At 71.3% G+C, this 12,482-nt stretch carries 12 protein-coding genes and 1 pseudogene; 3 read left to right on the top strand and 10 right to left on the bottom strand.

What is annotated here, in order from left to right:
- From C5O79_RS37405 to C5O79_RS37395, 3 genes and pseudogenes are all read left to right on the top strand, one after another.
- A pseudogene (locus C5O79_RS37405) lies at window positions 1–155 on the top strand (acetyl-CoA C-acetyltransferase); the annotation flags it as partial.
- Between the two features lie 216 nt (window positions 156–371).
- Window positions 372–1,115: an acetoacetyl-CoA reductase gene (gene phbB / locus C5O79_RS37400; protein WP_046544408.1), complete on the top strand. Its 744-nt coding sequence runs from the start codon at window positions 372–374 to the stop codon at window positions 1,113–1,115.
- A gap of 116 nt (window positions 1,116–1,231) precedes the next feature.
- A complete protein-coding gene (locus C5O79_RS37395) occupies window positions 1,232–1,438 on the top strand; it encodes a hypothetical protein (RefSeq protein WP_046544409.1) in 207 nt (68 codons plus the stop codon).
- Window positions 1,439–1,525: 87 nt separating this feature from the next.
- Here the strand turns inward: C5O79_RS37395 and C5O79_RS37390 are convergent, their stop codons facing one another.
- The 10 genes from C5O79_RS37390 to C5O79_RS37345 form a co-directional block, all read right to left on the bottom strand.
- Complete coding sequence (locus C5O79_RS37390; RefSeq protein ID WP_039360203.1) at window positions 1,526–1,825, bottom strand: hypothetical protein; 300 nt, start codon at window positions 1,823–1,825, stop codon at window positions 1,526–1,528.
- A 32-nt stretch (window positions 1,826–1,857) separates the two neighbouring features.
- Window positions 1,858–2,367, bottom strand: coding sequence for a hotdog family protein (locus C5O79_RS37385; protein ID WP_122474340.1), 510 nt, complete (start codon window positions 2,365–2,367; stop codon window positions 1,858–1,860).
- Entirely contained in the window at window positions 2,367–3,182 is an 816-nt protein-coding gene (locus C5O79_RS37380) for a beta-ketoacyl synthase chain length factor (protein WP_122474339.1), read from the bottom strand. Before C5O79_RS37380 ends, C5O79_RS37385 begins: the two co-directional genes overlap by 1 nt.
- Before the next feature lie 8 nt (window positions 3,183–3,190).
- A complete protein-coding gene (locus C5O79_RS37375; protein ID WP_122474338.1) occupies window positions 3,191–4,402 on the bottom strand; it encodes a beta-ketoacyl-[acyl-carrier-protein] synthase family protein in 1,212 nt (403 codons plus the stop codon).
- A 63-nt stretch (window positions 4,403–4,465) separates the two neighbouring features.
- Window positions 4,466–5,359, bottom strand: coding sequence for a polysaccharide deacetylase family protein (locus tag C5O79_RS37370; RefSeq protein ID WP_122474337.1), 894 nt, complete (start codon window positions 5,357–5,359; stop codon window positions 4,466–4,468).
- Window positions 5,356–7,833, bottom strand: a complete 2,478-nt coding sequence (locus C5O79_RS37365; RefSeq protein WP_122474336.1) for an MMPL family transporter — start codon at window positions 7,831–7,833, stop codon at window positions 5,356–5,358. Before C5O79_RS37365 ends, C5O79_RS37370 begins: the two co-directional genes overlap by 4 nt.
- Window positions 7,833–8,489 carry an outer membrane lipoprotein carrier protein LolA gene (locus tag C5O79_RS37360; protein WP_046544415.1) on the bottom strand — a complete coding sequence of 219 codons (657 nt, stop codon included), beginning with the start codon at window positions 8,487–8,489 and terminating at the stop codon, window positions 7,833–7,835. Before C5O79_RS37360 ends, C5O79_RS37365 begins: the two co-directional genes overlap by 1 nt.
- Window positions 8,486–9,469, bottom strand: coding sequence for an acyl-CoA synthetase (locus C5O79_RS37355; RefSeq protein WP_046544416.1), 984 nt, complete (start codon window positions 9,467–9,469; stop codon window positions 8,486–8,488). Before C5O79_RS37355 ends, C5O79_RS37360 begins: the two co-directional genes overlap by 4 nt.
- Entirely contained in the window at window positions 9,466–11,214 is a 1,749-nt protein-coding gene (locus C5O79_RS37350) for an acyl-CoA synthetase family protein (RefSeq protein WP_122474335.1), read from the bottom strand. The genes C5O79_RS37355 and C5O79_RS37350 overlap by 4 nt, the downstream gene beginning before the upstream one ends.
- A gap of 50 nt (window positions 11,215–11,264) precedes the next feature.
- On the bottom strand, window positions 11,265–11,918 hold the full coding sequence (locus C5O79_RS37345; protein ID WP_071335086.1) for a hypothetical protein: 654 nt from the start codon (window positions 11,916–11,918) through the stop codon (window positions 11,265–11,267).
- Between the last annotated feature and the right edge of the window lie 564 nt (window positions 11,919–12,482).

The following is a 12,482-nucleotide window of genomic DNA, read 5'->3' as shown; positions in this document are numbered from 1 at the left end:
GGGCGATCGCGATCGGTCACCCGATCGGCGCGTCGGGCTGCCGGATCCTGGTGACGCTGCTGCACGAGATGGCCAAGCGCGATGCGAAGCGCGGGCTGGCGTCGCTGTGCATCGGCGGCGGGATGGGGGTCGCGCTCGCGGTCGAGCGCGCGTGAGCCGGGTCTGACGGCTCGTTCCGCGAGCGGCGCCCGCCGGCGCGCTCGCGGGCGAAGCAGTTTTCGCGCACGACAAGCGGTCAACAACAAGCGCGAGGTGCCGGTGCGTGCCGCGCCCGAGACGCGGGCGGTTGCGCATCGAAGCGGTGGGGCGGCAACCTGAGCGACGCCGCCGCTCCGCCTTGATCGATTACTTTTTTGTCGGTAATTAATAGGATGACTAAGCGAATTGCAGTAGTGACTGGTGGAATGGGCGGCCTCGGCGAAGCGGTCAGCATCAGGTTGAACGACGCGGGCCACCGGGTAGTCGTCACGTATTCGCCGAACAACACCGGTGCGGACCGCTGGCTGACCGAGATGCACGCGGCCGGCCGCGAGTTCCACGCGTACCCGGTGGACGTGGCCGATCACGATTCGTGCCAGCAATGCATCGAGAAGATCGTGGGGGACGTCGGCCCGGTCGACATTCTCGTGAACAACGCGGGCATCACGCGCGACATGACGCTGCGCAAGCTCGACAAGGTCAACTGGGACGCGGTGATCCGGACCAACCTCGATTCCGTGTTCAACATGACGAAGCCGGTTTGCGAAGGCATGGTCGAGCGCGGCTGGGGCCGCATCGTCAACATCTCGTCGGTGAACGGCTCGAAGGGTTCGGTCGGCCAGACCAACTACGCGGCCGCGAAAGCCGGCATGCACGGCTTCACGAAATCGCTCGCGCTCGAGATCGCGCGCAAGGGCGTGACGGTGAACACGGTGTCGCCGGGCTACCTCGCCACGAAGATGGTCACGGCGATCCCGCAGGACATCCTCGACTCGAAGATCCTCCCGCAGATTCCGGCGGGCCGGCTCGGCAAGCCCGAGGAAGTCGCGGCGCTGGTGGCTTACCTGTGCTCGGAGGAGGCCGGCTTCGTGACGGGCTCCAACATCGCGATCAACGGCGGCCAGCACATGCATTGACGTGTGGCGGCTCAGCGGTCCGGTGGCGTGCGCGCACGTGCCGGGCCGTGTTCCGCACTATCCAGTGCCAGGGCGGCGGCAGGCGCGCCGCTTCGGCTTCGCATTCCGGAGAAGGCATGGGCGATACCTGGATGGGACTCGCAATCGGCGGCACGGCACTGGCCGTCGCGCTGACGATGGCAGTCTCGCTCTACTGGCTCGAGCGGCGCCGTGCGCGGCTGCTGCGGAACTTCGATCATCGCGATTGCTGGCTCGTCGCGTACGGCAAGTGCTTCGCGCGCGTGCGGGCCAAGCCGGCACGCCGCCTGCGCGGCGCGCGTTGACGGCGGCATTGCGGCAGTGACGCGGCACGCTTGACGAGCGGTCACGCGTCGCGCGCACGCTGCCGGCGATGCGCGCGATGCGCGTGGTCAATCGCTCTTTTCGCTCTTCCCACCCGATTCGCCCGAGTCGTTCTTGTGGAAGATCCGCTTCGTCGTGCGCTTGGTGGCATCCCAGCCTTCGCGCGACACGTGCGCAACTCCGTGCCCGACCGCCTTCGCGGCGCTCGCGGTCGCGTGGCCGAAGCTGCGGGCCGCCTCGCCGGTCTTGTGCGCGGCTTCCTTCGAATCTCGCTTGATGTCCTGCTTCACTTCCGACATGTCCGCGTGCGCGATCGGGCTGATCAGTGCCAGAACGAGCGCGGTGCCAATGAACTGACGAACTTTCACGACCTGGTTTCCTTCCGTTGAGTAAGGGGGCTTCAGCGAGGATTCGCATTGCCGGTGGGTGCCGGGCCTGGACGAAGCACGCCGGCCGCCGACGCGTCGAGCATGACCGCGGCGCGGCCGGACAGCAGCACGCGATCGCCGCAGCGCAGCGCGAAGCCGTACAGCACCGAACGGGCGTCGCCGCTCACGCGTTCCGCTTCGACGACGATCGGCTGCGCGAACGTGTCGAGCCGGTCGACGAACGCGTCGACGTTGCGCACGCTCGCCAGATAGCCGACACGCGGGTGCGCTTCGCGCGCACGGAGCAGCGCGCCGTGCAGGGCCATCGCCTGCGCTGCGTATTCGATCCCGCAGACGGAGGCAAGCCGACCGTGCGAGCGCAGTGGGTTGTGCGGATCGCGGTGGCTCGTCGCGGTGCAGCGGATGCGATCGGCATCCCACGCATCGACCGTATCGAGCACGCACATCGCGCCGTCGTGCGGAATGTGCGCGGCGATCCACGCGTGGTCGAGCGGCGGCGCGAGCGGGATCGTCGCGGTCATCACGCGCGCTCCGCGAACGTATCCGGCATCGCGACGTCGACCTGCACGCGCGTGTCGGCCAGGTAGTCGAGCACGACGCGCGTCGAACGCCGCGCGGCGATCGCGTCGAGCAGCGGCAGCACGCGCGCGGCCGGATTGCCGGCGCGCAGTGCGTCGAGTTCGGCGTGTGCGAGTGTCGTGGCGGGGGCGTCGACGAGCCGCACGTCGATGCGGGCGAGCGCGCGTTCGCTTGCTTCGGGCGCGAGCACGAGCGCCGCGCCGAATGCGTCGCCGATCGGGCGCACCGCGCGCAGCGGTTCCGGATAGTCGGTGTCGTACGCGATCAGCAGGGTCGGCACGCGATCGACCACGACCTGGCACAGGCTTTCCAGCAGGCCCGCGGCAAAGCTGCCGTCGTGCGCGCACAGCACGTTCGACGTCGCCATCGCGCGCGTCGCGATGCTCCAGTAGCCGGCCGGCGCGTTGTGCACGGAGTTGTGGAAGCGCGTCGGCGACAGCTGGCGATCGTCGCCGGCCAGCGTCTCGCAGATCGCGTGGCAATTCAGTCCGTCGCCGCCGGACGCGCTGAACACGGTCGCGAGCGTCGTGGCGTCGCGTCCGCTCGCGGCCACCGCTTCGTGGCCGGCCGCGAGCGCCACGCGCACGACGGGGCCGGTGCGGCGTCGCTCGGCCGACGGCAGGCCGGCCGGTGGAGGCAGCTCGGTGCGGGCGGGCGCGTACGGTACGCGGCCCGAGAGCACGTCGGCCGCGTGCGGCCAGTCGGCCAATCCGGGCCCGACGAGGCCGATGCTTTCGATGAAGGCGGTGAGTGTCATGGCGGGCCTCAACGGCGGGCGTGGTCGGCGCGGCCGAGGATCAGGCTGCAATTCGTGCCGCCGAAGCCGAACGAATTGGAGAGGACAGCGCGTACGCGCGTATCGCGGCTCGCGAGCACGTAGTCGGCGGCGAGCGCGGGGTCGGGTTGCGTCGTGTTGACGCCGGCCGGCACGAACTGATCGCGCAGCGCGAGCGCGGCGACGACCGCCTCGAGCGCACCCGCCGCGCCGAGCGTATGGCCGGTCGCGCCCTTCGTCGAGCTGCACGGCGTGCTCGCGAACAGTGCGCCGATCGCGCGGCTTTCGGCTGCGTCGTTGCTCGGCGTCGCGGTGCCGTGCAGGTTCACGTAGTCGATGTCGGTCGCGCCCAGGCCGGCGGATGCGAGCGCCTGCTCGATCGCGACGCGCGCGCCGAGCCCGTCCGGATGCGGCGACGACATGTGATGCGCGTCGCTCGATTCGCCGATGCCGAGCAGCAGGACCGCGTCGGCGTCGAGTGCGGCGGGCGGGTCCGGCACGCGTTCGACGAGCGCGAACGCGGCAGCCTCGCCGATCGAGATGCCGTCGCGCGCGACGTCGAACGGACGGCACGGCTGCCGCGACAGCAGTTCGAGCGAATTGAAGCCGTACAGCGTCGTCAGGCACAGCGAATCGACGCCGCCGACGACGGCCGCATCGATCAAGCCTGCCTCGATCATGCGGTGCGCGGAGCCGAACACTTTCGCGCCGGACGAACAGGCGGACGAGATCGCCATCGCCGGGCCGCGCAGCGCGAAAAACGCGCGCACGAACGCGGCCGGCGAATACGGGTTGTGCGTGTGCGCATAGCGGAAGTCGGCGGGCAGCGCACCGCTCGCCGGATCGCGGCGCTGGTATGCGTGCTCGGTTTCGAGGATGCCGGCCGTGCTCGTGCCGATGAACACGCCGACGCGTGCCGCTCCATAGCGCGCGACGGCCGCCGCGACGCGTGCGTCGAAACCGTCTTGCGTGAGGCCGAGCTGCGCGAGGCGATTGTTGCGGCACGCGAAGTCGGCGAGGTCGGCCCGCACGGGCTGCGCATCGACGCCGTCCACCGCACCGATCCACGTGTCGAGATCCGCACGTTCGAAGTCGCAGGGCTGGAGCCCGCCGCGCGCGTCGCGCAGTGCATCGAGGGTCGCATCGAGGCCGCGGCCGATGCAGCTGGTGGCGGTGAAGTGCGAGAGCAGGAGAGGTTTCACGAGGGTCGCATCCGGTGGCCGGAACGGGCGCCGCAGCAGGGCCGGCAGGCGCGCCGTTCGAGATCAGATTTTATCAAACGGGGGGGCCGAACCGGCCGGCGCGCCCGGCCCGGCGGGCGGCTCCGGCGCGAGCGCCGCGCGCAGCGTGGTCCAGTGCAATTGCGCATCGGCGGCCGCGCGCAGCACCGCTTGCAGCACGTCGAGCACGACCGGTTCGCCGCGCGCGTCGCGCGCCGCATGGCCGTCGTGCACCAGCAGGATGTCGCGTGCGGCGAGGCCGTGCAGCAGGCGGCGCGTGACGGTCGCCGCATCGCGTGCGCGTGTGTCGAAGCCGCGCCGCGTCCAGCTCGCCAGCTGCAGGCCGAGTTCGCACAGCACCGGCTCGAGAAACGGATTGCGCAGGCCGGCCGGCGCCCGGAAGAACAGCGGGCGCGTGCCGGCGATCTCGGTCAGCGTCTGCTGCGCGGCCGCGACCTCGCGCCGCAGCGCAGCGGGCCCCGACAGAGAGAACGTGTGACGGTGCCGCTGGCTGTGGTTTTCGATCGCGTGACCGCGCGCGACGATCGCCTCGATCCAGCGCGGATGACGGCGCGCCAGATCGCCGATGCAGAAGAACGTCGCGCGCGCGTCGTAACGGTCGAGCAGGTCGAGCACGCGCGGCGTGACGTCCGGGTCCGGACCGTCGTCGATCGTCAGCGCGATGCGGCGGCCAGCGTGGGCCGGCAGGCGCGTCCAGTTCGGGCCGAGCAGCGCGCTGCGCGGCCACAGGCCGGCGGCGGTCAGCGCGAGATGCGACGCGACCACGCCACCGACCGCCCACGGCCACGCGGCCGGCTGCGCGACGACGGCGGCCGCCGCGCCCGCGTGCAGCGCGGCCGTGCCCGCGATCAGCGGTGTCGGCTGCCAGCGGCGTGTGTCGCCGGGCTGTCGCGACGGAACGGACGACGGCGCGTTCATGCGCGGCTCCCTCGATGGCGGTTGATGGTCACAGCGTCAGCGGGGCGCGGCGCGAGAATCGCGGAGAACGCGAGCGCGAGCATCGCACCCGGCCCGACGGTCAGCCCGAAGGTTTCGAGCAGCGGCACGCGTGACAGCGCCAGCAGCCCAAAGCCCGCGACCGTCGCGAGATTCGCGATCAGCAGCGACACGAGCGTGTACGGCGTGACGGGCTGCGCGTCGTCGCGCTTGCAGAAGAACAGCGCGTAGTTGGAGCCGACCGCGACGATCAGCAGCATCCCGACGAGATGCAGAATCGTCAGCTGCACGCCGGCGAGTGCGAAGCCGGCCGTCACGACCAGCACGGCTGCAACGAGCGGTGCGAGCGCGCGCACGACGCGGCGCGGCGAGCGCAGCGCGATCAGCAGCAGCACGGCGATCGCGGCGAAGCCCGCGAGCGACAGCCGGATGTCCTCGTGCACATAGCTCACGTACAGGCGATCGGCTTCGGCTTTCATGTCGACGAACAGCGCATCGGGCACGCCCGCGCGCGCGACGGCCGTGCGAATCGGCGCGGCATCGAGGCTCGATGCCGGTTGCGCGGTGTGCGCGGCGTCCGGCGCGCGCAGCGGCAGCATCGCGCTCCAGCGGCCGTCGCGTTCCGTCAGCAGCGCATCGACGGCGAGCGCCATCGACGTGCCGCGCAAGTCCGCGCGCGTCAGCAGCGGTGCGTGGCGCGCAGCCTCGACGTCGGCGATGAACGGGGTGAATAGTTCGGGTTTGACCGCGATCGGCTGGTTCGCGACGGCGTCGTGCATCCGCGCGGCGAGCACGCCGGTATCCGGCAGGCTTGCCTGGCGCGCGCGCTGCGCGGCATCGCTCGGCAGGTAGCGCGCGGGGCTTTCGAAGCCGGCGAGCGCGCCCCGGTCGACGAGCGGCTGCAATTGTGCGGCCACTTTTTCGGCGCCTTCGAGTGCGGCCTGTTCGGTCGATGCAGAAATCACGACGAGATAGCGCACATCGGGCGCGCCGACATCGGCGCGCAGCCGCGCATCGAGCGCCTGCGCTTGCGCCGGCACGGGGCTGAGCGCCGCGAGCTCGCGGCTCCACAGGCCGTCACGATGCAGCACGAGCGTCGCGATCGCGGCGATCACCAGCACGGCGAGCGGCCAGCGCAGCCGCGGCGCGGCGTCGGCCGCACGCGCGAGCACGGCGCCGACGCGCGACACGTCGCGGATTGCGACATGCTCGCCGCGCAGATGCGGCAGCACGAAGCGCGTGACGAGCGCGGCGGCCGCCAGCCCGACGATCGAATACAGCCCGAGCTGCACGAGGCCGGGGAATCCGGAGAACAGCATCGACGCGAACCCGCACACGGATGTCAGCACGCCGAGCCGGATCGTCGGCCAGTACGCGGCGACCCATGCGCGCGTCGCGTCGGCCGGGCGCGACGCGCCGCGCGTGCCGGCCTGAGCCGATTGCACGAACAGGTAGATCGAATAGTCGACGGCTTCGCCGATCAGCGTCGTGCCGAAGCCGAGCGTCAGCCCATGGACCGTGCCGAAGGCGACGCTGACCGCCGCAATCGCGGCCGCGACGCCCGTCAGCACCGGCAGCAAGCCGAGCGCGAGCGTGCGCGGCGAACGGTACAGCGTCAGCAGCAACGCGACGATCAGCACGACGCTCGCCGTCGACAGCCGTTCGACGTCGTGCCGGATCGTGTCGCGCGTGTCGACCGAGAACACGCCGGGGCCCGTCATCGCGAGCGTGGTCGCGGCGGCGTTCGGCACGGCCTGCTGCGCGGCGGCGAATGCTCGGCGCAGGGTGTCGATCGCGCGGGCCTGGGCGTCGGTATCGGAACCGGCGGCGGCCGTCTGCACGACGAGCACCGCGCGCGTGCCGTCGCGCGACGCCCACACGCCGTCGCGGTTCGCCGGTTCCGCCGAGCTGTCGAGCTGGTCGACGAGCGTGGCGACTTCACCGGTCGGGTCGCGCGGCAGCATCGCCTTGGCCACGAGGCCGGCCGACGAACTCAGCAGGTCGAGGCTGTCGCCGAGCGCCTGATGCAAGCCGGCGGCGCTGAAGCGCTGCGGCGTGACGGCCGGGCTCAGCAGGTAGCGGTGATCGAAGACGAACTGCTGGTCGCGCGCGTCGTTCACGGCTTCGCCGTTGCGAACGGCCGCGAATTGCGGATCGGTGCGCAGCGCGCCGGCAACGCGCCGCGACAGCGCGGCGCGCGTCGTGGCATCGCCGCCGTCGATTGCGACGAGGATCAGCCGCGACACGACGCCGTCGCGCAACTGGTCGACGAGCACGCGCTGCCCGGCGCTCGGCGCGCTCGGCAGGAATGCGGACAGGTCGGCCGTGAAGTGCGCGCGCCAGATCGCGACGCCGCATGCGAGCAGCGCGAGCAGCCACACGAGCACCGCGCGCTGCCGCAGCGCGTGCAGGCGGCGCGCGACCGGTGACGACGGGGGGCGAGCGCGTTCGTCCATCAGTTCGGATTCGCCGGAACGGGTTGCAGCCGCATCACCGAGCGGTCGCCGTCGGCCTGCCGGATCGCGACGCTGCGCAATACGTCGCGCGTGCCGTCGAGCGTGATCGTGCTGACGACCTGCAGCATCCGCGAGTCGAGTGGCGTGAGCGTCAGCGTCCAGTCGTCGCCGCGTCCGGCGAGCGCGACCTTGTACACCTGTTCGAGCGCGAAGCGGTTGCCGGCGAGCGTCGCGCGGATGCTGTCGATGAACGCGCCGAGTTCCGGATAGCGCGCGAGCGCGAGCGTGAATTTGCGGTTGTTGCGCTCGACGGTGAGCATGTCGCCGTCGACGACGAGATGTTCGGGTTTCGGGCTCAGCGTGTGCTTCTCGAGATGGTCGGGCGCGACGAACACGAGTTCACCTGACGATTCGACCGGCTGCGTCGCGATCGACAGGTATTTCGTTTCGGTGAACGTCGCGCGCCCCGACTTGTGCTGCGCGAGTGTCGACATCAACCGGTCGAGGTTCCACGCCGGTGCCGTGTCGGCCGCTAGGGCGGGCGTGGCAGCCAACGCGGTCATGGCGCCGGTTGCGGCGAGCGCGACGGCCAGCGTGCGGACGGCGCGACGCAGCGCGGACGGGAGCATGGGCAGGCAGCGGCGAACGGCGGTCATGCGTCGGAATCCCTCGTGGCGGACAGGCCGGCACCGGCGCGCGCCGCGCCGCTGCGCGCGGTCACGGTCGCGGCATCGCCGCCTTGCCAGAAGTCGAAATAGTTGAACCAGTTGTACGGTGCCGCGCGGCAGTACTGGTCGAGCAGCGCGACGTAGCGCGCGAGCGCCGCGTCGACGGCCGCCGCGCGTGCGTCACGCCGCACGTCGGAGAAATCGGCGAGCGTCTCGAAGTGCACATCGTAGCGGTTGCCGTCGCGATAGAGGCCCGTCATGAAGAGCACCGGCCGCTTCAACATCGCGGCCATGTAGAGCGGCCCGAGCGGGAACGCTGCCGGCGCGCCGAGCAGCGGCAGCCGGCGCAGCGACGCGGCCGCGTCGTCGAGCAGCGTGCGGTCGGCGAGCATGCCGACCATGCAGTTCGCGTCGAGGCGCTCGCGCACCTTCAGCATCGAGTCGACCTGCCCGAGCGGAATCACTTCCGGCTGCGCGGCGGGATTCACCGCGGCGAGCGTCGCGTTGATCTTGCGCGCGTTCTTCTCGTACATCGTCACGACGACGCGCAGGTTCGGGTGCGTGCGGCCGATTGCGCGCACGACCTCGAAGCTGCCGAGGTGCGCGCCCATCAGGAAGGCGCCGCGTCCGCCCGCGAGGGCGTCGTCGACGAGCGTTTCGCCGTGCAGCCGGATGTCGAACAGGTCGAAGCGGCCGTTCATCAGGTAGATGCGGTCGTGGATCGTTGCCGCGAACGTGAACACGTGCCGGTACACGTCGCGCCAGCGCGCGGGGCGGCCGAGCGCGCGGCGCAGGTAATCGCGCGATGCCGCGCACGCGATCGGCGAGAACAGCACGAAATACGTCGCGATCAGGTGCAGCACGACGCGCGCGCGCTGTCGGCCGAAGCGCAGCGACAGCCACGTCATCGCGCGCAGCAAACCCGCATTGCTGCGTTCCTGGCGTTCGGCCCATGCGGTGCGCTTCATGGCTGCGCGCCATCCTGCACGGACGACGGCGCGGACAGCACGCCGCTCGCGACTTCGCGCGCCCCGGCGCGCAGCGTGAAGCGGATCGCGCCGCTCGCCGCGGCGTCGTACGCGAGATCGAGCGGCTCACCGGGCGCGACCGGGCTCAGGAATTTCGCGGACCCGAGCCGCCACGTGTGCAGCGGACGGTCCAGCGCCGCGCCGATCGCATGGATCGCGTGATCGAGCAGCACGACGCCCGGTACGACCGGATGGCCGGGGAAGTGGCCGGGCAGCGCCGGGTGATCGGCCGGGATCGTGAACCCGAGCGCGACCGCCGGTGTGCCGGCCGGGTCGCACACGGGCGTCGGCGCGGCTGCGGTGCACGTGTGTCGTGCAACGAGCGCGGCGAGCACGTCGCGCGGCAGTTTGCCCGTTTCGTTGCGCGGCAGCGCGTCGACGAACACGAGCGGGCGCGGCATGAACGCGGGATCGATCCGCTCGCGCAGCGCGCGCTGCAGGTCGGCTGCCTCGAGCGTCGGCGCGACGACCAGCGCGACGAGGCGCGTGACCGGTTCGAGGTCCGCGTCGGCGTGGGCGGGCGCGGCTTCGTCGGGCATGAAGAACACGCCGTCGATCACCTGCGCAATCGCATTGAGCTGATGGTTCAGGTACGCGAGCGACGTGCGCTTGCCGGCGATGTTGACGAGGTCGGCCTTGCGGCCGTGCAGCAGGAACCGGCCGTCGCCGAGCAGTTCGAGCGCGTCGCCCATCGGCACGGGCGCCTCGACGTGCCCGCCGGATACCCAGATCGTCGGCTCGCCGTCGTCGCTTTCCGGTTCATCGCGCGCGTCGAGCCGGATGCCCGGGAACAACGCCCAGGCCGCGCCTTGCGACGTGCGGCGGGTGGCGATCTGGCCGGTTTCGGTGCTGCCGTAGATCTCGACGAGCGGCGCGTCGAGCGCGGCCTCGGCTTCGCACGCGAGCTTTTCCGACAGCGGCGCGGTGGCCGACAGCACGAGCGCCGCGGGCGGCAGCGCGTGGCCGGCGGCCAGCAGCGCTCGCAGGTGGATCGGCGACGTCACGAGCACGCGCGGTTGCGGGATCGCGTCGAGTTCATCGCGAATGTCGACCGGGTAGAAGGGCTGGCGGTTGCTGAACGCGAGGCCGCCGATCAGCGCGAGCAGCACCGTCGACTCGAAGCCGTACATGTGCTGCGGGGGCACCGTGCCGATCAGCGTGGCCGCGCGGCCGTCGAGCAGCCCGAGGCGGTCGGCCGCCGCGCGCACGCAGCCGACCAGGAAGCCCCAGGTCTTGCGGTGCGGCACCGGGGCGCCGGTCGAGCCGGACGTGAACACGTAGGCCATGATTCGCGCCGCATCGATCTGCGGCACGACGAACGGCGCATCGCTCGCGAGCTCGCCGGGGGCGGCATCGGGGTACGCGAAGCGCGGCAGGTCGATCGTGCAGTCGGGCGCGTCGTGCAGGCAGAACGCGTCGGGCGCGAACGATGCGAGCTGGCGAACCATTTCCGGCGTGTGCGTCGACGGCAGCAGGCTGATCTTGCCGGCAACGAGCGCGGCGCACAGGCTGACCGCAAAGCGGTAACGGTCGCGGCACACGTTGAACACGTGGCCGCCGGCGGGCAGCGCAGCGGCCACGCGCGCGACATCGGCGACGAACGCGCGCACGGTGACGGGCGCGCCGTCGCGCCAGGCGATCGTCCGGTCCGGCGACGAATGGAAAACCAGCGGGTGAGTCGGCATAAATCGGTCAAAACGGGAGCGAAGGCCGGCGCGCGGCGCCGGCCGTGAATTCATCGTGACGGCTGCGATGCGTGAGTCGTCGCGCGATACGCGCGCACCGCATCGACCATGCGCGGCCGCGGTTCGTGCGGTAGTGCGAAGCGCCGGCACGCATGCTCGGCGGCGAACATCACGGCGACGAGCGGCAGCGACAGGTAGTTCGCGAACGTCGACCACGTGACGATCGGCGCGGCCGCGAACAGCAGCGTCGACACGGCGGCGGTCGCGACGAAGAACAGCGTCCACGCGAGCGTGATCTGCCGTGTGTAGCGCGCGACGGCCGGCGTGATCGCGCCGTGGATCATCGTCGCGAAGCGTGTGCACAGCGGTACCTGGCCGGCGGCGAGCGTACGGCCGAACAGCACGGCCATCGCGAGGTTGAAACTCGCGTGTTCCAGATACAGGCCCCATTCGAAATGCCGGGCGAGCGGCACGCGGGCGGCCCATAGCGCGGCGGCGGCAAGCGGCCACGCCGGCACGAGCCACGCGCGATGCGGCGAGCGCAGTGCCGCGCCGAGCGCGAGCAGCAGCGGCGGCACGAGCGCCATCGCGAGGCCGAAGCCGTGCGCGCCGGGTGTCGCGGCCGCGTAGTGCGCGCCGGCCTGGTACGCCGCGACGGCGCCGACCGCGGCGATGCCGCGCGCGACAGGCAGCAGCCGGCTCATCGCCGGCCTCCGCACACACGGCGCGCGAACGCGTGACCGGCGGCCGGGCGGCAGCGGGCTGACGGGCGAACCGGAACGGAGCGGAAGGGCGGGCGCGGCATGACTGGCGACATCGGGCGGATCGTGGCCGGACGCGGTGGTCGGGCCGTCAAACATCATATGAATGGCGGCCGGGACGCGGGTCCGGGCCGGTGGTCGGGCACGCTCATTTTAGGGCCGCGGGACGGCGTGTTCGGGGCGGGCGCGAACGGGTTTTGTAACCGATTGTATGGCGCGGGACGAACGGTTTCGCGGGGTCGGTCCATTTCCATCCAAAGCGGCTCAAGCGTCTCGTGCATTCGGGTCCCGAAACGGGCCGCGGAGCCGGCTCGCCAGTCTGTAACCATTGGCGGTATACGGCCCGATACCCGTTCGTCTAGAATCCGCGTAACTTTTACAAACAATCCCCAAATATGCAGGCGGGGAAGCCGGCAGACGCCGGAGGGACGGAGATTCGCACGCGCCGGGCGTGCATGGCGATTGCCGTTTCCGGGCACCTTCCGCTGCCACGGGCCGCCTGCCCGC

It is taken from the genome of Burkholderia sp. SRS-25 (genome assembly GCF_004343765.1).
GTDB classification, from domain to species: domain Bacteria; phylum Pseudomonadota; class Gammaproteobacteria; order Burkholderiales; family Burkholderiaceae; genus Burkholderia; species Burkholderia contaminans.
This window is presented reverse-complemented; position numbering and strand designations above follow the sequence as displayed.

Bases quoted from the DNA above. Each gene is read 5' to 3' on its own strand.
- C5O79_RS37355 (WP_046544416.1), bottom strand. From the start codon at position 9,469: ATGAAGCGCACCGCATGGGCCGAACGCCAGGAACGCAGCAATGCGGGT.
- C5O79_RS37350 (WP_122474335.1), bottom strand. From the start codon at position 11,214: ATGCCGACTCACCCGCTGGTTTTCCATTCGTCGCCGGACCGGACGATC.
- C5O79_RS37370 (WP_122474337.1), bottom strand. From the start codon at position 5,359: ATGAACGCGCCGTCGTCCGTTCCGTCGCGACAGCCCGGCGACACACGC.
- C5O79_RS37385 (WP_122474340.1), bottom strand. From the start codon at position 2,367: ATGACCGCGACGATCCCGCTCGCGCCGCCGCTCGACCACGCGTGGATC.
- C5O79_RS37345 (WP_071335086.1), bottom strand. From the start codon at position 11,918: ATGAGCCGGCTGCTGCCTGTCGCGCGCGGCATCGCCGCGGTCGGCGCC.
- phbB (WP_046544408.1), top strand. From the start codon at position 372: ATGACTAAGCGAATTGCAGTAGTGACTGGTGGAATGGGCGGCCTCGGC.
- C5O79_RS37365 (WP_122474336.1), bottom strand. From the start codon at position 7,833: ATGGACGAACGCGCTCGCCCCCCGTCGTCACCGGTCGCGCGCCGCCTG.
- C5O79_RS37360 (WP_046544415.1), bottom strand. From the start codon at position 8,489: ATGACCGCCGTTCGCCGCTGCCTGCCCATGCTCCCGTCCGCGCTGCGT.
- C5O79_RS37380 (WP_122474339.1), bottom strand. From the start codon at position 3,182: ATGACACTCACCGCCTTCATCGAAAGCATCGGCCTCGTCGGGCCCGGA.
- C5O79_RS37395 (WP_046544409.1), top strand. From the start codon at position 1,232: ATGGGCGATACCTGGATGGGACTCGCAATCGGCGGCACGGCACTGGCC.